This window comes from Actinomycetes bacterium (genome assembly GCA_022599915.1).
Lineage (GTDB): Bacteria > Actinomycetota > Actinomycetes > S36-B12.
Window position 1 is genome coordinate 57,229 of sequence record JAHZLH010000027.1, and the last position, 25,361, is coordinate 82,589.

24 protein-coding genes are annotated in these 25,361 nt (G+C 60.7%); 12 read left to right on the plus strand and 12 right to left on the minus strand.

What is annotated here, in order from left to right; all coding sequences use genetic code 11:
- Nucleotides 1-64 precede the first annotated feature (64 nt).
- Complete coding sequence (locus tag K0U62_05365; GenBank protein ID MCH9800954.1) at nt 65-922, plus strand: alpha/beta hydrolase; 858 nt, start codon at nt 65-67, stop codon at nt 920-922.
- 55 nt (nt 923-977) lie between these two features.
- Nucleotides 978-1,370, plus strand: a complete 393-nt coding sequence (locus K0U62_05370; GenBank protein MCH9800955.1) for an ATP-binding protein — start codon at nt 978-980, stop codon at nt 1,368-1,370.
- Here the strand turns inward: K0U62_05370 and otsB are convergent.
- Together otsB and K0U62_05380 are read right to left on the minus strand one after the other, a co-directional pair.
- Nucleotides 1,356-2,129 (minus strand): trehalose-phosphatase, encoded by a 774-nt coding sequence (gene otsB, locus K0U62_05375; protein MCH9800956.1) that lies wholly within the window; start codon nt 2,127-2,129, stop codon nt 1,356-1,358. The genes K0U62_05370 and otsB overlap by 15 nt on opposite strands.
- Before the next feature lie 2 nt (nt 2,130-2,131).
- Entirely contained in the window at nt 2,132-3,544 is a 1,413-nt protein-coding gene (locus K0U62_05380; protein ID MCH9800957.1) for a trehalose-6-phosphate synthase, read from the minus strand.
- 309 nt (nt 3,545-3,853) lie between these two features.
- On the opposite strand from K0U62_05380, the gene K0U62_05385 reads away from it, so the two are divergent.
- Nucleotides 3,854-5,467 (plus strand): glycoside hydrolase family 5 protein, encoded by a 1,614-nt coding sequence (locus K0U62_05385; protein ID MCH9800958.1) that lies wholly within the window; start codon nt 3,854-3,856, stop codon nt 5,465-5,467.
- An 11-nt stretch (nt 5,468-5,478) separates the two neighbouring features.
- On the opposite strand, the gene K0U62_05390 is transcribed toward K0U62_05385, so the two are convergent.
- From K0U62_05390 to K0U62_05410, 5 genes are all read right to left on the minus strand, one after another.
- Complete coding sequence (locus tag K0U62_05390) at nt 5,479-5,877, minus strand: DNA alkylation repair protein (GenBank protein ID MCH9800959.1); 399 nt, start codon at nt 5,875-5,877, stop codon at nt 5,479-5,481.
- A gap of 59 nt (nt 5,878-5,936) precedes the next feature.
- Nucleotides 5,937-7,562, minus strand: coding sequence for a fibronectin type III domain-containing protein (locus K0U62_05395; GenBank protein ID MCH9800960.1), 1,626 nt, complete (start codon nt 7,560-7,562; stop codon nt 5,937-5,939).
- 73 nt (nt 7,563-7,635) lie between these two features.
- Nucleotides 7,636-8,349 (minus strand): type 1 glutamine amidotransferase, encoded by a 714-nt coding sequence (locus K0U62_05400; GenBank protein MCH9800961.1) that lies wholly within the window; start codon nt 8,347-8,349, stop codon nt 7,636-7,638.
- 28 nt (nt 8,350-8,377) lie between these two features.
- Nucleotides 8,378-9,271, minus strand: a complete 894-nt coding sequence (metF, locus tag K0U62_05405) for a methylenetetrahydrofolate reductase [NAD(P)H] (GenBank protein ID MCH9800962.1) — start codon at nt 9,269-9,271, stop codon at nt 8,378-8,380.
- Between the two features lie 97 nt (nt 9,272-9,368).
- The gene (locus K0U62_05410) at nt 9,369-9,959 is read right to left on the minus strand and encodes a hypothetical protein (protein ID MCH9800963.1); all 591 of its coding nucleotides are present in this window, start codon (nt 9,957-9,959) and stop codon (nt 9,369-9,371) included.
- A 236-nt stretch (nt 9,960-10,195) separates the two neighbouring features.
- On the opposite strand from K0U62_05410, the gene K0U62_05415 reads away from it, so the two are divergent.
- From K0U62_05415 to K0U62_05430, 4 genes are all read left to right on the plus strand, one after another.
- The gene (locus tag K0U62_05415; GenBank protein ID MCH9800964.1) at nt 10,196-11,266 is read left to right on the plus strand and encodes a polyprenyl synthetase family protein; all 1,071 of its coding nucleotides are present in this window, start codon (nt 10,196-10,198) and stop codon (nt 11,264-11,266) included.
- 1 nt (nt 11,267) lies between these two features.
- A complete protein-coding gene (gene crtI, locus K0U62_05420; GenBank protein MCH9800965.1) occupies nt 11,268-12,737 on the plus strand; it encodes a phytoene desaturase in 1,470 nt (489 codons plus the stop codon).
- 69 nt (nt 12,738-12,806) lie between these two features.
- A complete protein-coding gene (gene mptB, locus K0U62_05425) occupies nt 12,807-14,381 on the plus strand; it encodes a polyprenol phosphomannose-dependent alpha 1,6 mannosyltransferase MptB (protein ID MCH9800966.1) in 1,575 nt (524 codons plus the stop codon).
- Nucleotides 14,382-14,466: 85 nt separating this feature from the next.
- Nucleotides 14,467-15,432 (plus strand): phytoene/squalene synthase family protein, encoded by a 966-nt coding sequence (locus tag K0U62_05430; GenBank protein MCH9800967.1) that lies wholly within the window; start codon nt 14,467-14,469, stop codon nt 15,430-15,432.
- Here K0U62_05430 and K0U62_05435 read toward each other — a convergent pair.
- Both K0U62_05435 and K0U62_05440 read right to left on the minus strand, forming a co-directional pair.
- Nucleotides 15,386-15,778 carry a lycopene cyclase domain-containing protein gene (locus K0U62_05435; GenBank protein MCH9800968.1) on the minus strand — a complete coding sequence of 131 codons (393 nt, stop codon included), beginning with the start codon at nt 15,776-15,778 and terminating at the stop codon, nt 15,386-15,388. The genes K0U62_05430 and K0U62_05435 overlap by 47 nt on opposite strands.
- Entirely contained in the window at nt 15,775-16,134 is a 360-nt protein-coding gene (locus K0U62_05440) for a lycopene cyclase domain-containing protein (protein ID MCH9800969.1), read from the minus strand. The genes K0U62_05435 and K0U62_05440 overlap by 4 nt, the downstream gene beginning before the upstream one ends.
- Before the next feature lie 65 nt (nt 16,135-16,199).
- Between K0U62_05440 and pknB the strand changes: the two genes are divergently transcribed.
- From pknB to aroF, 3 genes are all read left to right on the plus strand, one after another.
- Entirely contained in the window at nt 16,200-18,062 is a 1,863-nt protein-coding gene (gene pknB / locus K0U62_05445) for a Stk1 family PASTA domain-containing Ser/Thr kinase (GenBank protein ID MCH9800970.1), read from the plus strand.
- Between the two features lie 97 nt (nt 18,063-18,159).
- The gene (locus K0U62_05450; protein ID MCH9800971.1) at nt 18,160-18,744 is read left to right on the plus strand and encodes a DUF308 domain-containing protein; all 585 of its coding nucleotides are present in this window, start codon (nt 18,160-18,162) and stop codon (nt 18,742-18,744) included.
- A 107-nt stretch (nt 18,745-18,851) separates the two neighbouring features.
- Entirely contained in the window at nt 18,852-19,898 is a 1,047-nt protein-coding gene (gene aroF / locus K0U62_05455) for a 3-deoxy-7-phosphoheptulonate synthase (protein MCH9800972.1), read from the plus strand.
- Nucleotides 19,899-19,976: 78 nt separating this feature from the next.
- On the opposite strand, the gene K0U62_05460 is transcribed toward aroF, so the two are convergent.
- The gene (locus K0U62_05460; GenBank protein ID MCH9800973.1) at nt 19,977-21,302 is read right to left on the minus strand and encodes a 3-deoxy-7-phosphoheptulonate synthase class II; all 1,326 of its coding nucleotides are present in this window, start codon (nt 21,300-21,302) and stop codon (nt 19,977-19,979) included.
- 47 nt (nt 21,303-21,349) lie between these two features.
- Entirely contained in the window at nt 21,350-22,096 is a 747-nt protein-coding gene (locus K0U62_05465; GenBank protein MCH9800974.1) for a 1-acyl-sn-glycerol-3-phosphate acyltransferase, read from the minus strand.
- Between the two features lie 353 nt (nt 22,097-22,449).
- Here K0U62_05465 and K0U62_05470 point away from each other — a divergent pair, with 353 nt between their 5' ends.
- Both K0U62_05470 and K0U62_05475 read left to right on the plus strand, forming a co-directional pair.
- Nucleotides 22,450-23,034 (plus strand): hypothetical protein, encoded by a 585-nt coding sequence (locus tag K0U62_05470; GenBank protein ID MCH9800975.1) that lies wholly within the window; start codon nt 22,450-22,452, stop codon nt 23,032-23,034.
- 74 nt (nt 23,035-23,108) lie between these two features.
- Nucleotides 23,109-24,338, plus strand: coding sequence for a TIGR00300 family protein (locus K0U62_05475; GenBank protein MCH9800976.1), 1,230 nt, complete (start codon nt 23,109-23,111; stop codon nt 24,336-24,338).
- A 69-nt stretch (nt 24,339-24,407) separates the two neighbouring features.
- On the opposite strand, the gene K0U62_05480 is transcribed toward K0U62_05475, so the two are convergent.
- A complete protein-coding gene (locus tag K0U62_05480) occupies nt 24,408-25,346 on the minus strand; it encodes an ROK family glucokinase (GenBank protein ID MCH9800977.1) in 939 nt (312 codons plus the stop codon).
- Nucleotides 25,347-25,361 lie beyond the last annotated feature (15 nt).

The following is a 25,361-nucleotide window of genomic DNA, read 5'->3' on the forward strand; positions in this document are numbered from 1 at the left end:
TGCGCCGGACCTGCAAAAGGGTCGGTCCGACAAACCCTCCATCGCTGATCATATTCTGCTTTTCATGAGTATCCCACCCTCATTGCGATTACCTTCTGGTGTCGAACCGCTAACGGTCACGACACACACCGGTGAATTGGCCGCTTTGCGCTCGGGCGAGGCCCCACTGCCGGATATTTTAATGGTGCCCGGATTCACCGGTAGCAAGGAAGATTTCTTGCCGTTGCTCCCCCTGATGGCGGAACGGGGTTGGTCGAGTTGGGCCATCGATCAACACGGCCAGTATCAAAGCACCGGGCCAGCCGAAGACCGTAGCTTCTCTCTCACCGGCTGGGGACGCGATGTCTTGGACCTCGCCCGCCATGCTGGTGGAGTGCATCTGCTGGGCCATTCGTTCGGCGGATTGGTGAGCAGGGAAGCCGTCCTTGCGGACGCCGAACCTTTTCACAGCCTGACCCTGCTCAACTCCGGACCCGGCGCGCTGCCAGAACGTCATCACAATCGGTTGGCGCTGCTGATGTCGGTGATCCCGGAACTGACCATGGAGCAGATCTGGCAGGCAAAAACCGAACTAGAGCGAGCTGATGGGGTACCCGCCCCACCCGCTGAGATTGCCGAGTTCCTGCACACGCGCTGGATCATCAGCTCACCGGGAGCGCTCTATGCCATGGCACGGGCCTTGACCCGCTGTCCGGATCGCACCGCTGACCTCGCCCAAGTCGTGACCGCTGGCCTGCCCTGCTTAGTGGCTTATGGTGAATACGACGACACGTCGTGGCACCCTGACGAGATGGCGCTCATGGCCCTCCAACTCGGAAGTCCCGCGGTGGTTATCCCCGAGGCCGCCCACAGCCCCGCCGTCGAGACGCCAGCAGCACTCGCAGAACTGCTCGACCGCTTCCTCCGGCAATCGGGTGAATAACGGCGATGACCCGCCGCCGAGGTTTACTGGCCCCGCACCGGGGTATCCCACCGGCATGGACCGTCACCTCACCCTGAGCGAAAGCGACCTCGCGGCTCGGCAAGCCCGCGACGCGGTGCGCAACGCGTTGACGGACTGGCAACTGTCTTCCTGCCTGGATGATGCGCTCCTGATCGCATCGGAACTGGTGACCAATGCAGCAACTCACGGAATTGGCGAGGTGTCGCTCCATCTGCGAGTGTCCGGCAGTTTGCTCCGTATCGAGGTTCACGACGAGCAAGTAGAAGCACTACCCGAGACCCGCGCACCAGGTGACACCGAACCCGGCGGTCGGGGACTGCACCTGGTTGCGGCACTCAGTTCGAACTGGGGTTGGGAAGTCGGCGCCCATACGAAGACGATCTGGGCCGAAATTCCCTGCGGCGCCGATCAACTAGCCAGTAACTGACTCGCTGCGCTGCTTGAGCAGTAATTCCAGAACTGCCATCACCTCGTCTGGAGTGGCCACTCGGAATGATGCGGCAGTGTCGCCCTCCCCCACTTTGATGCCCAGATCATGAGCCGACAGAACGGCAAAACCTCGTTCGTCGGTCACATCGTCACCGATGAACGTCACCAGATCTACATTGAATCGTTGCCGTAGTAGTGAAATCGCAGCCCCTTTGTCCCCACGGGCTACCGACAGTTCCACCACTTCCTTGCCAGTGGTGATGTGCACCCCTGACCATGACCCCGGTCCGGCAATCACTTCCTCGGTGATTTGCTGGGCTTGCTGCCGATCGGCGACGTTGCGGACGTGCACCGCCACACTGACCGGTTTGGTCTCCAGTAATGATCCAGTGGCTCCGGTCGTGATCTGTCCGACGGCGGCCACTACTCGCTGCAGCAGGTCCGCGTCGCCACTAGCAGCAGATCCGGTGAGCTGTGCGGGAAGTTCCGCGCCATGACAACCAATCTGCAGGATTGGATCGACCACTCCGGATAGCCGAGCCAAATCTGCGCGAGCCCGACCCGACAACAGCGCCACTTCAGTGTCCGGTAGCTCTGCGAGCCGCTGCAGCAATGACACCGCGCCAGGCAATGGTCGAGCTGCCTGCGGGTCGGACACGATCGGGGCGAGGGTTCCGTCAAAATCCCAGCACGACAGCAGTCGAGGCGATGCCGCGGCCCGCGAGATCGCTTGGCGCAGCGACTCCGGCAATGTCACGGCTAGTCCTCCAGTTGCGTCAGGAAGTTAGTTGCCCAACGTTCCACATCGTCTTCGAAGACAGCGTGCCGTAGGGCCAGCATTCTGCGATGTGCCTCTGCCGGATCCGCTCGGACCGCATCAATGATGCTGCGTTTCACGCCATCAATATCAAACGGGTTCACTAGCCAGGAATCGCCCAATTGATTGGCGGCACCGGTGAACTCGCTGAGAACCAGCGCCCCGTCCTCGTTGTAACGACAGGCCACGTACTCCTTGCAGACCAAGTTCATGCCATCTCGTAACGGGGTAACCAACATGACGTCCGCGGTGGAGTACATGGCGACGAGTTCCGTGCGCGTCAGCGTCTGGTGGAGGTACTGGACGGGGGTGGTGCCCAGCGATCCCAGATCACCGTTCGCTCGGCTCACCAGTAGTTCAACATCGTCACGGATTCGCTGGTACTCCTCCACATTTTCACGACTCGGTGTGGCCACTTGGACAAAGACGGTCTTTTCCGGATCCAGCTCGTTGTCTTCCAGCAGTTCGGTCACCGCCCTGATGCGGACGTCGATGCCCTTGGTGTAATCGAGTCGGTCAATACCCAATAGCAGGACATCGGGATCACCAAGATCGCTACGAATCTCAGCTGCCCGGGCCTGAACTTCTGGACTCGCCGCCAGGTCGGCGAAGTCCATCGCCCGGATGCCGATGGGGAATGCATCTACCCGCACCGTCCGCGGCCCGTTCAACTCGTCAACGACGACACGATCGCCACCGGGTCGGAGTGCCACAAATCTGCGCACCAACCGCAGGAAATTCAGCGCCGCTTCCTTGGTCTGAAAACCCACCAGATCGGCTCCAAGCAGGCCTTCCAGGACTTGTCGCCGCCACGGGAGTTGACTGAAAACCTCGACCGGGGGGAAGGGGATATGTAGGAAATACCCAATTTTCAGATCAGGCCGCAGCGCGCGCAACATCTTGGGCAGCAACTGCAACTGGTAGTCATGTACCCACACCTGTGAATGCTGCGGCGCCACTTCCGCGATTCGGCGAGCGAACTTCTCATTGACTCTGCGATACGACTCGAACTGGGTGCGGTGATAGACGGGCGGAACGATGGCGTCGTGGTAGAGCGGCCAAATAGCTCCGTTCGAGCACCCCTCGTAGTAGCCCTCGATTTCCGCTCGACTGAGCGGCACCTCATCTAGTTCGAGTTCACCTGTCGCTGCCGGCAGCGGTGGGACGGTGTCTGCCTCATCGCTGAAGATGCCATTCCAGCCAATCCATAGCGCTCTACGATGACGGAGTACCGACTCCATTGCAGTCACCAAGCCGCCGGGAGCGGCCCGCCAGTCACCGGCTTCATGGTCAAACTCCACCGGTAGGCGATTCGCCACCACCACCAGCGGAGTTTCGTCCAACTCTTGCGTCATCACTACCGCGTCCTCGACTCGTATCGATCAGTTTCACCATAGCCGGATTGCGGCCCGCTCCCTCCTGCTTGTCATGATTCATTAACCTGCCCTCCCCACGAATGACAGCGGCAGTCATCTCGCAGCCTGAAGTGCCAGCTCCTGATATCAGGCAGCAGATTGTGGTGGCAACGGGTGGCGCAGATTACGACATGCAGTGGATTTCAGGTAAATCGCAGGAACCAAGTGGGACTGCACTGAGTCGTAGGAATGACTCGAGCGGGCGATCAGTCTTTTCGACAAACACCGACATCGAACAGGGATGTGGTCATGACTATTGGACTTACCGGAACACAACCGCGAATCCGGGCTCTAGTACTTGCGTTGGCTTTCGCGCTTGGGCTCGGACTCGTCGCAGCCACCACCCAGGGAGCCGCCGCACCCGCTCGAGCAGAGTCGGATCTGCCGGCCTTGCCGCTACGCACTAGTGGGAATCAGATTGTGGCTGCTGACGGCCGGCCGGTGATCTTGCAGGGGGTGAACTGGTTCGGCATGGAAACTGCCGCCCATGCCCCGCACGGATTGTGGTCACGCGACTACCGCGACATGCTCGCCCAGATCGCCGGGTTGGGGTTCAATACCATCCGGTTACCGTTCTCTTTGGCGGCATTGCGCTCCACCGCCACCAGCGGTATCGACTATGGCGGTGGCCGCAACGAGGAACTGCAAGGTCGGACGCCACGACAAGTCATGGATGCCGTCATCACTGCCGCTGGTGACTACGGGTTAATGATCATCTTGGATAACCACTCGCAAGCAGACGACGGATTCATGTACGACCTCTGGTACGGGCAAGACGGATTCACCGAAACCGACTGGGTCAACACCTGGAAAGACCTCGCCCGCCGCTACCGCGATACCAAGAACGTGATCGGGTTCGACCTGAAAAACGAACCCCACGGTTCCGCCACCTGGGGCGACGGCAAAGCCACCGACTGGCGGCGTGCTGCCGAACGCGCCGGCAACGCCGCTTTGGCAATCGCACCCAATAAACTGATCATCGTGGAGGGCATCGAAGGACCGGCTCCCGGACAACAGTTGGATCGCCATTGGTGGGGTGGCAACCTCGAAGGTGCCGCAAGCCACCCCGTGCGACTCAGCGTCGGCAACCGACTGGTGTACTCCCCGCACGAATACGGCCCCGGTGTGCATGATCAGCCCTGGTTTTCTGACCCCAACATGGCCGACATTCTCACCCAGCGGTGGGACACTGGCTTCGGCTACCTGCACGACAGCAACACCGCCCCCATCCTGATTGGCGAGTTCGGCGCCAAGAACGTCGGTACAGACACCACCGAGGGCCGCTGGATCCGCCAATTCGCGAACTACCTCGCCGATAAGGGCATGCACTGGACCTACTGGTCCTGGAATCCCAACTCCGGCGATACCGGCGGAATCCTCACCGATGACTGGACCACTACCCACCCGGATAAAACCGCACTCCTGCAAGATCTGATGAAGCGAGCAAAAGTAAATCCCGGCACCGGCGGCAACCCGGGAAGCGGCAAGAACCCCGATGGAACCAGCGGCTCCCCAGGTAATGGCCCAGCGGCGGGATCACCGGGGAAGGTATCTCGGGCGAAACTCAAGGTCACTCGCAAACGTGGCAAGACGAAGTACGTGCTGGTGGCGCGGGCGCCGAAGTCTGTGGGTACAAGTGCCGTCACCGGCTATCAGTTCAGGCTGCGCAGCAAGGTGGACGGCAACAAGAGCCCTTGGCAATCTTGGCGCTCCATGAAGTTCGGCACCGAGAATGGTAAGGCCAGGAAGACTCTGAACCGGTTACGCAAACTCCCCAGTGGCAGCAAGGTCAAAGTTCAGGTCCGTGCCGTCAACTCAGTGGGGCCCGGCGCCAAAGTCCCGGTCAAGCGACGCATCCGCTAGACCGGAATCGTTCAGCTCGGTCCCACCTGCTGGGGAACCAACGTGTCCACTAGCGCCCATGTCTCCGACTCCCCGACGAGTCGTTCGATGAGTACTGTGTCGGCAACACTCAGCAGGTCGAGACGTTGCGCTATCAGGACTGCAGCAGCGAATCGCCGCTCGTGGCCTGGCTCATCTCGCGGTTCATCCCCGAGCATGGTGACTAGCTGCACCAACTGATCGTGACCTGCCACCTGCTTGGCTATGGGACGAACGACAGCCCCAATTTCAGGTACGGTCACGCCGTAGTGGCGTAGCGAGCTCGTTGGATACCCCGATTCCTTCGTTGCCCGCTGTTCAGTGTCCACCGCCCGAAGTTGTTCATCGACTAGCGCAACGGGTTCCACTACCGAGGCTGCAGTTGACGCCATCCATGTCAACTCCTCGCGCCGGTGACTCGGACGCCCGCACCTTCACCAACTAACTGGCGCTAGTCGGCCTGATAAGTCACCGTCATCGGATCGTCTAGCGCGATCGTCACATCTTGGGTGATCGGTGGCGAGGCCGAGGAATACAACCAACCGGGGAATGGCTGGTTGCCGGGGCCGCCGGGGTTGTAGAGCGGGCCGTAGCCGTCGGTGCCGGGGATTTCCACGGTTGTGATGGACTCCGCAGCGGTCCGATCACCAGACAAGATGATGTCGATTTGGTTGTCCTTATCCTCCACATAGCAGTCGTCATACGAGTCTTGCTTCAGCCCCAGATCAGCTAGACCCTCGACTCGCAGCGTGCCGCCGGCCACTTGGTAGTCCACGCCGACTTGGGTGAGTGATATCGCACCCCCACCGGGCGCGGTGGCGTTGACTCGGAAGAAGCTTTCGTATTCGTCTGGATGTAGTCCCCGAACTCCATCGGCTGTCATGCCGCCGGTGGTGAAGACCCGGAGTCGATACTCCGCGCGATCGCCGTAGAGGGCGGCACCATCATTGGGCAGAATTCCATTGCCGAAGATCTGTGGACCACCCTCCCCTGCCGTGTCCATCACGTTCAACTTTGCGCCCACGAGTCGCGGCCCTTTGCGGTCCGCCACGATGCTGTCGTCTGCGACGTAGGGCGAACCGGGGGCGTCGACAGACATCCCGACCGCAGGCACGATCTTGTTTCCGGGACCAACCAGCTTCATTGGCGTCTTGTCACCCACGACGGAAATCTTGACTGGGTACAACGCGCCGGGCTGATCCTGCGGGATCCGATTGCCGTAGTAGCCGAAGATCACCACTACCGCCCGCTCGTTGTACTCGAAGTTCGGCATGATCGATGCCGCTTCGGGAGTAACGATGCTGCCATCGTTCAACTCCACCGCGAAGTCAGTCGGACCAACGGTGCTGGGCAACACCGGCCAGGTGAACTCGATCGGTAGTCCGTCGGCGTAGTACACCTCTTTGCCGAAAGAGTTGTAGATCTGCTCCGGAGTATTTGCCGAGGTGTAGGCAACGAGTGGGATGTCGGTGGTCGAGCACTGCGGGTCATTCCACGCACCGCCGATCCGCTGCAGCAATGCCTTACTCAACGCTGGATTGCTGGCATCTAGCCCGGGCACGCCAATGATGTTGGTGAAGCCAAGCCCAGCCGCCAACATCTTTGGCTGTTTACTCCACAGATCTGCGTTGATGATGACGTCTTGCATCAACTCCTGGTAACTCTTGGACGTCTGATCGCCGCCCTTGGTAGCGAAGGTGATCGGCTTCTTCGGCCCGGATCCCTTCTTGTTCACCGCCCGCACCTGCACGGTGTACTCGGTACCGGAGTTGAGTTTCTTGAAAGTGCGCGAATGCTTGTTGCCGCTGCCAGCTTTTTGCTTTTTCCACTTCTTCCACTCGCCGTTTTTCTTGATGCGGCTGCGGAAGGCCGTGACCGGGTGCTTGCCACCAGCGGGAGTGCGCCACTTAATGGTGGCTTTCTTCTTTTGGATTTTCGCGGTCTTTAGCTTGCTGATCTTGCCGGGGGCTCCGGGTGGCGCAGCAACCGCAATCGGTGCGGCCAAGCCGCCGACAACAAGGGTGGTGGCAAGGATGCCAGCGAGCCCAAAGGTAGTGGTGCGCAGCGCTGATCTCATGGCCCGACCCTGCCATACACCTGCAGTCGAGACAACAGTCTCGGCACTCCGCGACACCTACTGGTTGGCTGTTCTACAACGGCCTGGCGTCCCGATTGTCGACAAGCCCCGCCCAGGCCCCGAACACGTGACTGGCAATCTGCGTCGCCGCGTGTTGTCGTTGTGGGTCGTGGAGTTGTTCGGGTGACTTGCCAGCAGCGATGACATCGCCGGGAAAGGCCGCCGCCATCGCTGAAACCTGCCCGTCATCAGCCTCTAAATGAAACAACAGCCCGTAGGCACTTTTTCCAAACCGAAACGCCTGCACACCGGTCGTGGCAGAGGAGGCGAGTCCGACCGCTCCTGGCGGCAAGTCGAATCGGTCACGGTGCCAGTGCAGCGCCGGGATGGCTGCGGGCAGATCAGCAAAGAGTTGGTCTTGTTCGGCTGCGGCGGCCAGGTGAACGGGATGCCAACCCAACTCCCATTCACCCCCGGTGCGGATGGCACTGCCCAGCGCCGCGGCCAGCAGTTGCGCGCCCAAACACACCCCGAGGACTGGCACGCCAGCCAGAACGCACTCCGCCACAAGCAGCTGCTCGGCTCGCAGGAAAGGCAGATCGTCGGCATCCGCTAACCCCATCGGACCACCCAGCACGACAACACCGGAGTAGTCTCCCGGCACCGGGGGCACCGAGTCGCCAGCATCCGGGCGGAGAACCACAATCTGGTGGCCCGCAGCCGCAAGGGCGGTAGCAATCCGACCCGGTCCCTCTTGATCAACGTGCTGCAGCACAAGCACGGTCATTCCGGTTGCCTTGTCCCACAACCCACGACTACTGCGGGTGTAGTCCCAATGCGGTGTAGATGCTCTTCGTCGCCTGTGATCGGTTGAGCGTGTAGAAGTGAAGTCCCGGTGCACCTTCTGCCAGCAAGTTTTGGCACATGGCCGTGGCCAATGAGACCCCCAACTGGGCCACGGCTGGTGCATCCTCGCTGATTCGTTCGAATTGTGCAGCCAACTGCTCGGGAAAGGCAGCACCAGACAACTGTGCGAACCGCTTGATCTGACCCAGGTTCGTCACCGGCATGATGCCGGGAATGATCGGGATCGTCACGCCAGCGGCAACGGCGCGATCGCGTAGGCGCAAGTAGTCGGCTGCGTCGAAGAAGAACTGGGTGACGGCGAACTCGGCCCCTGCCTCCTGTTTGGCGCGAAGCACCGAAACGTCGAAATCTAGATCGGGTGCCTCGGGATGACCTTCCGGGAAAGCCGCGACCCCGATGGTGAACGACCCCAACTCCCGCAGCAGCCGCACTAATTCCACCGCGTAGTCCAGTCCGCCTGGATGTGATTGCCAGGGCGTTCCGGGCCCGCCGGGCGGATCGCCGCGCAGGGCCAGCACGTTGTGGATGCCAGCGGCTGCGTACTCGGCAATGACCCCGTGCAACTCGTCTTGGTCAGCACCGACGCAGGTGAGGTGGGCGACCGGTCGCAGTGTGGTTTCCTGCCCGATGCGCTGGGTGACCCGTACGGTGCGGTCGCGGGTGGTGCCGCCGGCCCCGTAGGTTACCGAGACAAAGGTCGGGTGGAACGATTCCAACTCACGAATCGCCTGCCACAGTCGGTATTCACCCTCATCGGTCTTGGGTGGAAAGAACTCGAACGAGAACGACGGGGTGCCCTCGCTGAGTGCGTTGCCCAGAGTGGAGTTGATCGCCGCGGCCATTGTGGCAGGCTACCGCAGCAACGGGAACGGCAACTCAGACAACTGCGTTGGAGTCAGGTACCGCCGTGCTGCAGCCCAGTGGCAGCCCGAGCGCCAGTTAGGAATCGTTGACGTCGATGACTTTGCCGCAAGCCGCCGAGGCATCAGACAGCAACTGATCAATTTCTTTGAAGATCGCGCTGGTGGGTTTACTCTCGAAAATTTTCATCAGCCCGTTGGCCATCAGCGTTGCGCACTTCTTGGCGAGAGCCGCCTCAGCCTGAGACGCCTTCAGCTGGGCCTCGAGGTTATTCTCCTTCTTCTTTGCCTCCACCTGCGCGTCGTCATATTCCTGCTCCAGCTTTTTGATCTCAGTGGCATCACTCTTCAGATCGCTGGTGTCGACTTTGAGTTGGCTCTTGTACTCGTCAGCCTTACTCCGCAACGACTCAATGAGCTTCTCCTCGGCAGCGTCCTTGACACTGGCGGCATTTTCCGCGGCTGTCAGTTGCTGCTCCAAGTCTGCGATCTGCTGCTGGGCGGATGCCTGCTCTTCGCTCAACTGACTACTTGTATTGAAGCCCCAGATCGCGAATCCGATGGTTGCGATCGCGAGGACAATGGTGGCGACTTGCCAGGGAAGGGACCTGCTGCTGCCTGATCCGCCAGTACTTGCTGACTCATCGGCTGTCGGCTGTGACTCGCTCACTTCAGATTCCTCCACGGGTAGACATTGAGGCCGAACCTAGTGCAGCAACGCACTCAAAGTCACCAATTCGCCGTTTGGCAGGCATTCGCCAAACCGGTCGGGCGCCGAATCCGCATGGCGCTGCTGCCGCTGCTGACCGCTCGTAACCGCCGAGCTACCCCGCCGCTCCTGACCGACAGTTGCCACTAGCCGGGGAGTGGAGTTGTGCCTGGTTCGCCGACCCGTACCCTCAAAGAGTGGAAATCACTGAGCCTTGGCAGGTTGATGACGTCCGGGAACGCGTTGGCAAACGCCTCACCGAGTTTCTTGCCGTGCAGCGGCCACCGCTGGCCAGCATCAGCCCGGACGCGGCCGGGCTCGCTGACACGGTGTCGGATTTTGTCGCCGGCGGGAAACGACTGCGCGCGGTCTTCCTGTACTGGGGCTGGCGGGCGGCCGGAGGTGCGGACTGCGAGCCGATCATTACCGCTGCCGCCGCCATGGAGATGCTGCAGGCTTGCGCGCTGATCCACGACGATGTCATGGACCGCAGCGACGTCCGCCGTGGTGCTCCGGCAGTGCATCGGCAGTACCAAACCCAACACGAACAAGACCAGTGGTCTGGCTCGGCAGCCGACTTCGGCACCGGCGCGGCGATCCTGGTTGGCGATCTATGTCTGACCTGGGCTGACATGCTGCTGATGCAGGCGGATCTGCCACCGGACGCTCTCGGCCGCGGCAAAGCCGTATATGACGAACTTCGCACCGAGCTGATGGCTGGCCAGTACCTCGACATCTTGGAACAGGCGCGACGAACGCCCACCACCGAGTCAGCGATGCGGGTCATCACCTACAAGTCCGCGAAATACACCATTGAGCGGCCACTGCAGTTGGGCGCCGCGCTGGCCGATGGCCAACCGGAGGTCATGCAATTGCTGCGCAATTACGGCCTAGCACTGGGGCAAGCCTTCCAACTGCGGGACGACTTACTGGGAGTCTTCGGTGATCCGAGCACTACTGGCAAACCTGCCGGCGATGATCTGCTGCAGGGAAAACGCACCGTCTTGGTGGCCCATGCCCTAGAGCAAGCATCTTCCCAACAACAGCATGGGTTCCTCACCCACTTCGGTGATGCCGCCGCAGATGCCACCGCGGTGGCCGCCATGACCGACTTCATTGTCGCGACCGGCGCCCGGGACCAAGTCGAGCAGCAGATTTCCGTTCTCACCGAACAGGCTCGTATGGCCGCCGCGAACCCGCTGCTCGACAGCACCAGTACCGCGGTATTGGACGGCCTCATCACCGCCGCTACGCAAAGGAAGTACTGACATGAAGACCGTTTCCGGACCCACCGATCGTGTTGTCGTTGTGGGAGCAGGTTTGGCTGGCTTGTCCTGCGCGCTGCAACTAGCTGGACAGGGTCGAGAAGTAACGTTGCTGGAGCGCGACAGCATCCCGGGCGGTCGAGCGGGACGCATCGTGGACTCCGGCTACACCTTTGACAACGGCCCCACGGTCCTCACCATGCCGTCACTAGTTGACGAGGCACTGGGAGCCGTGGGTGAGTCACTCACCGACTGGTTAGACCTGATGCCACTCGAGCCTGCCTACCGCACCTACTACCCGGACGGCAGTCAGCTAGATGTCTATTCCGACATTGACCGGATGGCAGCGGAAATCACCGCGGAGTGTGGACCAGCCGAGGCTGACAACTACCGCCGCTATGTCGCCTACCTGCGACGACTATATGAAGTGGAGTTTTCCGACTTTATCGATCGCAACATCGACCATCCCTGGAACTTACTGACCCCCAACCTTCTTCGACTAGTAGGCATGGGCGGCTTCCTACGGCTGGACCGGAAAGTCCGGCAGTACCTGACTGATCCCCGCACGATTCGGGCGCTTTCGTTCCAAGCCATGTACGCCGGCGTCTCACCGCTGAAGGCCATGGCGCTGTACGGAGTGATCTCCTACATGGACAGCGTCGCCGGGGTTAGTGTGCCGCGCGGCGGTATGCACGAAATACCAGTGGCGATGGCCGGGGCAGCCACCAAGCACGGTGTCGATATCCGCTACGAGACCGAAGTGGCAGGGATTGAGCACAGTAATGGTCGCGCTAGCGCTGTCATTACGGCTGACGGTGAGCGAATTGCCGCCGATGTGGTCGTTGTCAATGCCGATCTGCCGGTGGCCTATCGCGACCTGCTGGGAGTGGATAAGTGGTCACTGCGCCGCTTGAAGTACAGCCCGTCTGCTGTGGTCATGCTCGCCGGTTCGACAGCGGAATACCCTGCGATTGCGCATCACAACATTCACTTTGGCCGGTCGTGGCGAGGAACCTTCGAGGAGATCATTGACCGCGGCGAGGTGATGAGCAATCCCAGCTTCATGGTCACCTGCTTGAGCAAGGACGATCCATCATTAGCCCCCGCCGGGCGGCACGCCTACTACATCCTCTTCCCCACGCCCAACACCACCGCGGATATCGACTGGCAACGGGAAACACCCCGCTATCGAGATCACATGCTGACCACGATGGAACGTGCCGGGTACCGCGGCTTTGCCGACTCCATCGAGGTAGAGCACATCACCACTCCACTTGAATGGGAGCAACGCGGGATGGCTGCTGGCGCACCCTTCGCAGCCGCTCACACGTTCATGCAGACCGGCCCCTTCCGCAGCGGCAATCTGTGGGGAGAGAACGTGGTGTTCACTGGTTCGAACACCCAGCCAGGCGTTGGGGTGCCCATGGTTTTGGTCTCCGGCCGACTTGCCGCGGAGCGGATCGTCGCGGGTTAGCAGGAGGTTTGGTTGGCTGATTCCAGATCCAGCCACAGCCACTGGTGCCCGGCTAGGTAGCCTCGTAGCGTGAGCAGTTCGCCGGCACCCCCTGAACCCGACACCGGGATGCGCGACCGAGATACCTGGCCACAGTTTCTCCTCCGTTATGGGCTCCCTGGCTTCATCGGTACGGCGCTAGTAGCCATCGGCGCGATCGGTGTGGGTTGGCTGCCGCTGAACTCCAGCCTGCATGACGCCGATCTGGGAGCACTGCTACGAGACAGTTCTTCCGGACTGGTGCTGTCGCGGCTGATGATCGCTGCTGGTATTGCCGTCTTGCTGCAGACCTGGCTGGTCACTGGATACGACCTTCTGTCTGGTTTGCCCTGGCGACCGGAGCGGATAGCGGCATTAGTGGCCGTATGGTCAGTGCCACTTCTTTTCGCGCCACCGCTGTTTAGCCGGGACGTGTACTCATACTTTGGCCAGGGCCGGCTCCTGTTAGAGGGCTATGACCCCTACGCCAGTGGCGTTTCAGTTCTGGACCGGTGGTTCGCCGATGGTGCAGACCCGATGTGGGGAGACACCCCTGCTCCCTACGGGCCGTTTTGGCTGATGTTAGCCCGCGGGGTCGCCGAGTTCGCCGGTGAAAACGCCCTGCTTGGTGCCATCATGTTCCGACTGCTCGCCGTGATCGGGGTAGCGATGATGGCATGGGCGGTGCCCGCGCTGGCCCGACAGCATGGCATCGATCCGTCGAAGGCGGTGTGGATCGCGGTTGCCAATCCGCTGGTCATCATGCACTTCATTGCTGGGGCGCACAACGACGCGCTCATGACCGGACTCATGCTGCTGGGTTTCCTCGCCGCCTGCCGCGGTCTCGGATCTGCTCTAGGTGGTGCCGCCTTAGTGGGACTAGCTGCTGCCGTGAAACCAATCGCCTTTCTATCGCTGCCGTTCATTGGCATTTTGCTGGCGGGCACTCACTCATCATTCGGGCGCCGAATCGTCGCCTGGATCTGGGTGACGCTATCCGCCGCAGCTGCCTTCGGGATCTGTGCTCTCATGACCGGTACCGGCTTGGGGTGGCTGTCTGCGCTGTCAGCACCGGGGGAAGTAAAGACTTGGCTATCGCCACCGACCGCCCTCGGCATGATCTTCGGTGGCGCCCTGGAGTTTGTGGGACTGACCGATAGCAATGACGGGGCCGTGGCATTTTTCCGAGCGATTGGGCTAGTGCTGTCATTGATCATCGTGACTTATCTGTGCCTGCGACCGCAGGGCCGCAGTGCGTTAAGGGGCACAGCGCTGGCTTTCGGGGCCGTCATCCTGCTGGGGCCGGTCATTCAGCCGTGGTATTTGCTGTGGGCGCTGCCGCTGTTTGCGGTGACTGGGCTCAGCGAGCGGCAACTGCGCTGGACGGTACTGCTGACTGCAGCGTTTGCGGTTCACGGAATGGCGGAGAGCAGCGCCACGTCGGATACATTGCTGGAACTCACCGACCTTGTCGCCATCGGCGTAGCTATTGGGATCGTGGCGTTGATCCTGCTTGCTAGTCCGCGAGAGCGCAAACTCGTCCTGAAGGACCCCGGCTCGCATGGCTTGCATCCAGAAAGCCATGCCGCACAGCAGCGCGCCGAGCAGATGGTGGTTGTTTCCTAAATGTTTCGGCACGACTGGGCCACCAACGCCGACTCGACAGCCGGGTCGATTCCCGCTGACACTGCCGAGGTGAAACAATCACCTCATGCGTAACGAGTTAGCCGCTGCCGGGATCACTGATCCCTGGTTGGAGCGCTCCTATGCCATTTGTCGGCGGTTGAACGCCGAGCATGGGAAAACTTACTACTTGGCGACCTTGCTGCTACCGCCGGCCAAGCGACCTTTCGTGCACGCGCTGTATGGCTTCGCCCGCTACGCCGACGAGATCGTTGATGCCTTTGGCGATCGGTCAGTAGGACAGCGTCGAGCAGCGCTGGATCATCTGAATGAGCGACTCCTCGTCGCCCTTGACCGCGGCGAGGCTGCCGAACCGGTGTTGGCGGCGGTGGCGGATACCGCGATGCGGTGGCAGATTCCCGCCGACACGTTCACCGCCTTCATGCATTCGATGGCGATGGATCTCACCGTCACTGATTATCAGACCTACGAAGACCTCCACGAATACGTCTACGGATCTGCCGCGGTCATCGGGCTGCAGATGCTCCCACTGCTGGAACCCACCGATACCGAGGTATGTGCTGCCGGCGCCATGGACCTCGGTATTGCATTTCAACTGGCGAACTTCATTCGAGATATCGACGAGGATCTCCAGCGAGGCCGGATTTATCTGCCGCTATCCGAGCTTGCTGAGCACGGCGTCACTCGACAATCACTACAACGCCGAGTCGTTGACGATGATCTCCGAGCGGCCCTTGCCGACCAGATAACCCGGGTCCGCGAACTTTCCGAGCGCGCCCAGCCGACGATCGAACTACTACATCCAGCGGTCCGAGACACTATCGAAGCTGCACGAGTTCTCTACTGCGGCATCGCTGACCGGGTGGAGGCGATCGATTACCAAATTTTCGATCAACGGGCAAAGGTGCCAACCATGCAGCGACTGCAAGTGGCAGCACCACACTGGCTAGCTGCCCGGCGAGCACGCAAACATTTCGGATCGGGGACTATTCCGCCGCCTCGATCGGGGTTTGCCAGCGCGGCGGCCCGCTAGTCGGAGTCCGCTGCAAACCGCGCCGACCCAGCCAAATCCACACCGCTAAGATGAGCAAAATCATGGCAAAACCAAACAGCAGGTCTTCCACCGGAGCGAAGAACAGCCGCCCAGAGCCGATGAAGACTGGCTCGGCAACGTCGTTTCCCACGCCAAGAAACGAATCATCGGCGTACTGAACTACTTCACGGCCGGTCAGCACGCCGTTGGTTAGCAGCTGGAAGAAAAACATGATGGCGTAAGCAATCCAAAAATCCGCTCGCAACAGCAATCGGGTACGCAATACCGCCAAGTCGACGACTATCACGGCCGCCACGGCAACTACCGCAATCAGGGTGTAGCTCATCCGTCAGCACCGTCCGACTTCGCGGACACCGCAGCTACCGGCTCATCACCCATCGGCCCACCTCGCACCGATCTCACCGCTTCTAGGGTCAAAATGCCCGCGAAGCCCACTATGGGGAAGAACAGAAACTCCTCCAGCGGGATACCGAATGGCAACATTACGGAACTCAACTGCTCCGAGTCGAACCACCAATGACCAGCCGCCACTGCGTAGATGTCCCACAGCAGAAAAGGCGCGCCACCTATTAGTAGCGCCAGCAGCAATCGTCGCCAGCGGCGCAATACTCGGGTGCGCAAACCCCATTCCAACCAAGCGCTGCCGAGCAGAATGAAGGTCAGCACGATCAAATACGTCATGACTTCCCTCCCATCACCTCGGTTGTGGCTAGTGAATCATCCTTGCGACCGTACACTCGATCCTGATGGAAACGATGGTCGCCGACACTTTGGTCGGCCGCACGGTGGATGGCCGCTACCGGGTTGAATCCCGGATCGCGGTCGGCGGCATGGCGACCGTTTACCGGGCGCTAGACCTCCGGCTGGACCGGCTCGTGGCGATGAAGGTCATGCATGAGCGCTGGGCCGAAGATCCAGATTTCCTCGCCCGCTTCCACGCCGAGGCGAAAGCCGCCGCTCGACTGTCACAACCCAACGTTGTCGGCGTCTACGACCAAGGCGAGTGGGACGGTCTGGTCTACCTGATCATGGAGTATGTGCCGGGTCGGACACTACGGGCGGTTCTGCGCGAGACCGGTGCCATCCAACCTGCGCTAGCACTTACTCTCCTCGATCAGGTCCTGCAGGCACTGGACTCTTCGCACGGCGCGGGATTTGTCCACCGAGACATCAAGCCGGAAAACATCTTGATCACCCCGGATGGCGCAGTGAAAGTCACTGACTTTGGTCTCGCCCGGGCGTTGCGAGCGCCCTCCAACCGCACTTCGGGTGCTCTTATCGGCACCGCGGCGTATTTGTCCCCGGAGCAAGTTTCCGGCCAGCCCACCGATGAGCGATCTGACATCTACCAGGCCGGAATTCTGCTCTTTGAGCTGCTGACCGGTGAGCCGCCGTTCAGCGGCGAAACCTCCTGGGACGTCGCCAGCCAGCATGTCAATACCGCAGTGCCGCCAGTGACTGAACTGAATCCCGATTGCCCGCCGGGGTTAGCGGAACTCGTGATGCTGGCAACGAAGCGAGATCCTAGCCAGCGACTCGCAACGGTCGGCGAATTCCGGGCCCGAGCAGCAGCGCTGCTTGCTGATCTGCCCGCTGCCGGACCTTTGACCACTGCTGGCTCCGATGTGACTACCGCTGATCAGCCGTATCCAAGCCAAGACGATGAAGCCACAACTACTGCTGCGGCTCCGGCAGCAGCGGGGCGCAACAACGATGGATCAGCCACGGATTGGGGGCGAAAGATCGGCATTGTCGCGGTGATCCTGCTGTTGGTTGCTGGGCTGGCGGCATTCCTCTGGTTCAATCCACTGGCACGCGCCGAAGTACCCAATGTGTCGGGCGACAAGCCGGAAAAGGCCATCGAAAAGCTGACCACCGCGGGTTTTGTAGCAATCGTGGGTGAACGTGCCTTCTCGGAAGATGTCGCCGCAGATCGAGTGATCCGGACCGACCCAGAGGCTGGTGCGAGTGCACGCGAAGGCTCCGAGGTGGGCTTGGTGGTTTCGCTCGGCCCAGAACGCTACGCAGTGCCCAATGTGAGTGGCGAAAGACCGGAAGAAGCCATCGAGATCATGGCTGCCACTAATCTGCAGGTCGTCGGAGAACGCAAGAAGTTTGATGACGACATCGACAAAGGGCTCGTGATCGGCACCGATCCGAAGACCGGAACCAAAGCGAAACGGGATGCCCCCATCACCCTGCTGGTATCGAAGGGCCCGGCACCGGTGCAGGTACCCAGCCTCGGCGGAATGTCGGAAGAGTCCGCTCGCGATCAACTGTCCGACCTGGGCTTGTCGCCGCGAATCACCATGCAGGAATCAGAGACCGTCCCAGAGGGGAAGGTAATCCAGACCGTGCCTGCTTCCGGGGCAAAGGTGTACCGGGGCGACTCAGTGGAAGTCATCGTGTCCGATGGGCCACCGCCGGTAGAGGTCCCCAACGTGATTGATTTACCTCGCGCCGAAGCCGTGGCCATCTTGGAAGCGGCAGGATTCAAAGTAAAAATCTCCGAGGGTGTCGTCACCCCATTGGATCGGGTGTACGAAACAGATCCGGACCCCGGAACCGATGCGCCCGCTGGCAGCACCATTACGGTCAGCATCTTCTGACAACCCGCTGGCATTGCGAGCAGGTCACACTCCGGCGCGCCTCTGCCCGCACAGTGTCGCTGACCGCTAGGAATGGGCTAGCGACGAAGGGAGCATCATGTCGCAAGAAACCACCGCAGCTGAGCGGGAAGAGGCAGTATTCATCGGTAAGTACTGGTGGCTGTACTTGGTCACCGGCATTCTGTGGCTGATCGTCGCGCTAGTTGTCCTACAAATCGACACCGCCTCCGCCGCCACGGTGGGGTTCATTGTGGGCTTCATGTTCTTGTTCACCGGCATTCAGAACTTCTTTTTGGCCGCAGTCACTCCTGGTGGCTGGAAGATCCTGTGGATCGTGTTCGGAGTGCTGCTGGTCATCGCAGGTGTCTGGGCGCTGTTCAATCCTGGCGGCACCTTCCTGGCGCTAGCTGACTCACTGGGCTTCTTGTTCCTGCTGATCGCAATCTTATGGATCGTGGAGGCGTTCGCTTCGAAGGCAGAAAATGAACTGTGGTGGCTCGGGCTGATCGCCGGCATCCTGATGCTCATCATCGCTTTCTGGGTGTCCGGACAGTTCCTGATTGAGAAGGCTTACACCCTGCTGATCTTTGCTGGGGCTTGGGCGTTGATGTCCGGGATTATCGACATCGTGCGAGCCTTTGCCATCCGCAAGCTAGGTCGTGCGATCAGCCCCTCCGAGTAGTAGCAACCCCGATCTGCAGCTTTTCGCGCCGTTCGTCGGGTCCGCCACGTCAATGAGCTGCCACTGACCGGTACCCTGGGTTTTTCCCAGTTATCCGGAGGATTCCCGTGGTTGTCGTCATGCACGCCACTGCCGAAAACGCAGAAATCGACGCTGTCGTGGCTCGAGTGGTCGAAGCTGGCGGGGAAGCTTTTGTCTCCCGCGGTGAAAGCCGCACCATCATCGGACTGATCGGAGACCTGGAGCAGTTCGCCGATCTGCAGCTCGCCGGCATGCCCGGAGTTGCCGAGACGGTTCGGATTTCTACCCCATTCAAGTTGGTATCCCGGGATCATCATCCTGACCGGTCGACAGTGTGGGTCGGACAAGGCGAATATCGGGTGCCTGTCGGCCCCGGGGTGCTCTCTGTCATGGCTGGCCCATGTGCGGTAGAGACCCCAGAGCAGACCCTAGAGTCTGCTCAACTGGCCCAAGCGTTGGGTGCCACGATCTTGCGCGGCGGAGCCTACAAGCCACGCACCTCGCCCTACGCTTTCCAAGGTCTCGGCAAATCCGGACTGCAGATCTTGTCAGAGGTTCGCGCCGAGACTGGTTTGCCTATCGTGACCGAAGTCGTGGATCCGGCAGATGTGGCTGTAGTGGCCGAGTACTCCGACATGCTGCAAATCGGGACCCGCAACATGGCCAACTTTGGGCTGCTACAAGCCGCTGGTAGCGCGGGCAAGCCGGTACTGCTCAAGCGCGGGATGAGCGCCACGATCGAGGAGTGGTTGATGGCGGCGGAGTACATCGCGCAGCGGGGAAACTTGGACATCGTGCTATGTGAGCGAGGCATCCGCACCTTCGAGACGGCTACCCGCAATACCCTGGATGTGTCCGCGGTCCCCGTTGCCCAAAAGTTGTCCCATCTACCAGTAGTCATCGACCCCAGTCACTCTGGCGGCAAACGCGAGTTGGTGCGACCGCTATCTCGGGCGGCGGTGGCAGTGGGGGCCGACGGGTTGTTGATTGATGTGCACCCACATCCGGAAATCGCACTGGTGGACGGAGCACAGGCCTTGGCAGCAGCCGATCTCCCCGAACTAACGCATGAGTTAACAACGCTGGCAACTGCCATGGGCCGCAGCTACCTCGATAACGCCGTTCGCGGCTAGCCTTGCTGGCCGGGCTTGCTGGTCGGGGTCATTGGTCGGGCTTGCTGGTCGGGTTCCGCTGATCAGGATTGTTGGCCGCTAGTCACTGGCCAACATTTCGGCCACCATGAAGGCGAGCTCCAGTGACTGCTCCCGGTTCAACCGAGGATCACAGGCCGTCTCGTAGCGGTCCGCCAGGTCGGTTTCCGCGACTCCCTCGGTACCACCGATGCATTCGGTAACGTCATCGCCGGTCAACTCCACGTGCAGCCCACCCGGGTGGGTAGCCAAACTGCGATGCACGGCGAAGAAGTCCCGCACCTCTGATACGACATCATCAAATAGCCGAGTCTTGTAGCCCGACGGCGCTTCCTTGGTATTGCCATGCATCGGGTCGCATACCCACACCACTGGCAGCCCAGCGGAGGTGACGGCCGATACCAACTGCGGCAACCGATCTTGCACGTTGGCCGCACCCAGACGGGTGATCAGTGTGAGCCGACCGGGAGTGCGGTGCGGATCCAGCGCCCGCACTAACTCAACAACCTCGTCTGGTTCCGCCGTGGGGCCGATCTTAACCCCAATCGGATTACTGATCCGGGAGGCAAAATCTACGTGCGCGCCGTCCAATTGCCGAGTGCGCTCGCCGATCCACAGGAAATGACCTGAAGACCCGTACACCTGTCCGCTTGATGGATCGATCCGAACCAGTGACCGCTCGTAGTCCAACGACATGGCTTCATGGCCGACAAAGAACTCCACCCGACGGAACTCGGAATGTTCGGCACCGCATGCGTGCATAAAGTCCAACGCCCGCTGAATCTCGGCGGCCAACCGTTCGTAGCGCTGACCCGCGGGTGACTGACGGACAAAGTCTCGGTTCCAACTTTGCACCTGACGTAGGTCAGCACTGCCGTCTTGGGTGAAGGACCGGATGAAGTTGAGCGCGGCTGAGCTGGCTTGGTAGACCTGCAGCATCCGGCGCGGATCGGGCCGGCGAGAGGTCGGTTCGAAGGGCAGTTGATTGACTGCGTCGCCGTAGTACGACGGTAGTTCCACCCCATCGCGATTCTCGACCGGCTTGCTGCGCGGCTTGAAGTACTGACCGGCCATCCGACCGATCTTGACCACCGGCAACGAGCCACCGTAGGTGAGGATGACCGCCATCTGCAGCACCGTACGCAGCCGCGACTGCAACGAAGTGGCGGTATTGGCACCAAAAGTCTCGGCGCAGTCTCCCGCGGTGAGTACGAAGGATTCGCCACGCTCCACTGAAGCGAGCCGTTGCGTCAGCAGCCCACAGTCACCCGCATGGACGAGCCCGGGCGTTTGCGCGAGCAGTCGGGAGACTTCCAACACCTCGTCCTGATCCGGCCACGGAATGGCTTGGGCAATCGGACGGGTGTCCCATTCGATAGTGGACACCCCTCTAGGCTAACTGCACCATCGTGAGGGGGCGATCTGTAGTCCGGTTAGGCCTGCTGCTCGGCGCGATCGTCAGGATGTGTTCCATCGCTCTGCTCAGGGATCCGACCATGATCTTCTCTCAGTTGCTTCTTGGCAGCAGCCGCGTAGATGTCGGAGTAGCGCTGCCCGCTCAACTGCATCAAGTCGTACATGATCTCGTCGGTGACCGATCGAAGCACGAACCGGTCTTCTGCCATGCCGTAGTACCGCGACAAGTCCAGTGGTTTTCCGAAACGAACGCCGATTCGCCGCAATCGCGGCAAAACGTGCCCGGTCGGTTGCGCCTCGTAGGTGCCGATCATAGCTACTGGAACAACTACAACTTCGGCTTCCAAGGCCATGCGAGCCGCACCAGTCTTTCCGCGGTATAGCGATCCGTCTGGGGACCGAGTCCCCTCGGGATACAGACCCAGGAGGTGCCCCTCATTCAGGATCCGCAGACCGGTGCTCAGCGCAGCTTCGGAAGCTTTTCCGCCCGAGCGATCGATGGGTACTTGGCCGGTACCGCCGAAGAAGAGCCGAGTGAGGGCACCCTTGATCCCGGTACCGGTGAAGTAGTCGCTCTTTGCCAGAAAGGTAGCCCGGCGCTTCAGTACGAGCGGCAAGAAGATGGAGTCCGAGAAGGACAGATGATTACTCACCAAGATAGCGGCGCCGTCTTCGGGAATATTCTCTTCGCCATCACACCAGGGCCGGAATAGTATCCGCAGCCAGGGACCGAGCAAGAAGCGTTTGAGGAACCAGTACAACATGGCGCTTCCTTTCCCGGTCGGGATTCCCCTACCTTGCCCCACCAAGAGGCTCGTTGCCTACCCAACCACGACATCGATTCGCAGACGTCACCAGTTTGATGCACAACCTGCAGTTATCGTTCCAACGACCCGCCTACGCGGGTCAGATGCACCCGATATCCCTACCACCTGGCTGGCACGCTGTTGGTCGACAGATCGAGGGTACTCATGCCCGCTCGCGAGCTCAGCAGCACCCGGTAGCCGAACGAGACCCGCGAATTGGGGCTGCGCGTGAGACGATGGCCACAACGGGAACATCCCCGAGGCGCCAAGCGTTTCAGCCAAGCAACGACCGATCGGGGAGAGGAGTCGAAGTGACTGATCACACACCGCTCTGCCGTGCGCCTGTCGATCTTGCAGATCATGTCGTTCAGTTGCTCGCTGACTCCGGCATCTCGGCCCAACAACAGGCCGCTGGTGACTCCGTGATGATCTCGGTCCCCGCCGCCGATGTGGAGCGGGGACGAGCCACTATCGACCTAGTACTTCCGCAGCTGTTGGCTGAAGACCCCAGTTCAGACACTGTCAAACTTTCCGATCGGCTAGTACGCAGCGAACCGCCGCCGCAGCCGGAGTTACGACTTCCGCGACTCATTGACGGTCGCACAGCGCTTTCCGGCGCATCAACCCCACCCAGTGAAGAGTGGCACGACGAGCATGACGACGAGTTCCTTCCACCTCATCCTCCCGAGATCCCCCGGCCCAAGGACCATATTTCTCGCTTCGCTTGGGGCGGTGTCGTGCTCGGGCCACTGCTGCTGCTGCTCACCGCGGTACTCGGGCTGCCGAACATTCTCACCACCGCGGGACTAGCAGCCTTCATCATTGGCTTCGGAACTCTGGTCGCCCGCCGAGAGGAAAATCCCCGGGAAGGCTGGGACGACGGCGCGGTGGTTTAGCGCCAACAAACTCGCCTCGGACACGCATTCCCCGGCTGAATCTGGCACGCTATTTTCAACATGTTGGAGGTGCCATGGCCGCGACCGAGCGGGTTGAAATGCAAGGCCACGTCTTGGACGACGGCAGCTTACCCAAAGTCCTAAACGAGATCCTGGGACAAGACGGTGACTACGTTATTGAGCGTTTCGAAGTGGGTAAGAAAGCTGAAGATTCTTCCGTAATTCGGATTGCCGTGACCGCTGCCTCAGACGAGATGCTGCAACAGGTCATCAATCGACTGCAACGGTACGGCGCCAACCTGACCGAGCCAGGCGAGCCAACTCTCGTTACCGCTGATGTCGCCGGAGCGTTCCCGGAAGGCTTCTACTCCTCCACCAATCTGGAAACCGAAATCTTCCTCGACGGACACTGGCACCGGGTGGACCGACCAGAGATGGACTGCGGCATCGTCGTTGCCAACGGTGCCGCTGCAACCAAACCGATGTCGGAGATCGAGATTGGCGATCAAGTCGTTGTCGGAGCAGAGGGAGTGCGGGTCCGAATGGAACCGCGGTCAATGAACCCGGACGAGAGCGCTTTCGAGTTCATGAACTCAGTCGTCTCCAGCGAGAAACCGCAAGCCTTACAGGTCCGCAATATCGCCGACGATTTCCGCCGGGTAAAGGCCGAGGGCAACAAGATTCTGTGGGTCGGCGGCCCCGCTATCGTCCACACTGGCTCCGGACCTGCCATGGTTGCTCTCGTCGAGGCAGGCTTCGTCGATGTCCTGTTCGCAGGGAATGCGCTGGCCACCCACGACATCGAATCCAATATGTATGGCACATCCCTAGGTGTCGATCTCAGCAACGCCACCGGGGTGGATCACGGCCACGAACATCATCTGCGTGCTATCAACCGCGTCCGTCGCGCCGGTTCTATCGCGGCCGCAGTTGAGGCGGGGACGATCACCGGTGGCATCATGCACGCGATGGTGAAGAACGACAAGAAATTCATCTTGGTCGGTTCCGCCCGCGACGATGGGCCGTTACCCGATGTCTACACCGATGTGATTGAAGGCCAGCAGGCGATGCGAGCCGCTATTCATGGGGTGGGCTACTCGATCATGGTGGCCACAATGTTGCATGCCATCGCCACCGGCAACCTCCTGCCCGCAGCTGTACCACTGGTCTGTGTCGACATTAATCCGGCCACGGTGACGAAACTGTCCGATCGCGGTTCCGCACAGGCCGTTGGCGTGGTGACCGACATCGGCTTGTTCATGGAGCAACTAGCCACCGAACTCGTCCCGGGGTACCACAGCTAAGTGTTCCTAGCCAGGGCCCGGCGCAGAAGGGCTTCACTGATTCACGCCGCTAGCCGTGGCAGGCGGACGCTAGTGCCGGGCGAGGTCAGCGGCACCCGCGATGCCGGCATCATTTCCCAACTCGGCGGCAATAATCGAAGTCACGTCGTGGTGCTCCCGAGCCACCACCTCGGAGCCAAAAACCTCCCGAGCAGGCTCCAGCAGCAAGTCACCAGCATCAATGACACCACCGCCCACGATAAAGCAGCCTGGATCAAGTAACGCCGAAACCTCGGCCATCCCCCGACCCAGCCACTTACCGATCTCCTTGAAAGCATCGATCGCCACCGGATCGCCCTTCTTAGCCGCCGCAGTGATGTCACGCCCCCGGATTCCTTCTGGCGTTCCGTCACCGAATGACAGCAAGATATTGGCCTCCTTGCGCCGCTTGACCGCCAACTGCCGAGTAGTCCGTACTAGCGCGTTTCCACTCGCATACTGTTCCCAGCAACCAGTCCGGCCACAGCCGCAAAACTGACCGTTGCGCACCAACCGCAAATGTCCTAGCTCTGCCCCCATCCCGTGGGCACCGCGCTGCAACTCGCCGCCGAGCACTATGCCGCCGCCGATACCGGTGCCTACCGTCACCATGACCATGTCAGTGGATCCTCGGCCAGCACCGAACTTGAACTCTCCCCAGGCAGCCGCGTTGGCATCATTTTCCACCACGGTGAGCCGATCGGTTCGCTCCTCGATAGCGGCCTTGAGCTTTTCGTCTGCCCAACCCAGATTGGGTGCGAAGATGACTCGAGATCGATAGACATCGACCAAACCGGCCACACCTATGCCAATGCGATCGTAGGACCAGTCGTTAAATTCCTGCGCCAGTTCGACGATGGCATCAACAACAGCACTTGGATTGCGTGCCGGCGTAGATCGCCGATTTTGTGCAAGGATCTTTCCGTCTTCATCTACGACGCCCGCAGCGATCTTCGTACCGCCGATGTCGATTCCCAGTGACAGCGACACCTTCGCCTCCTAATC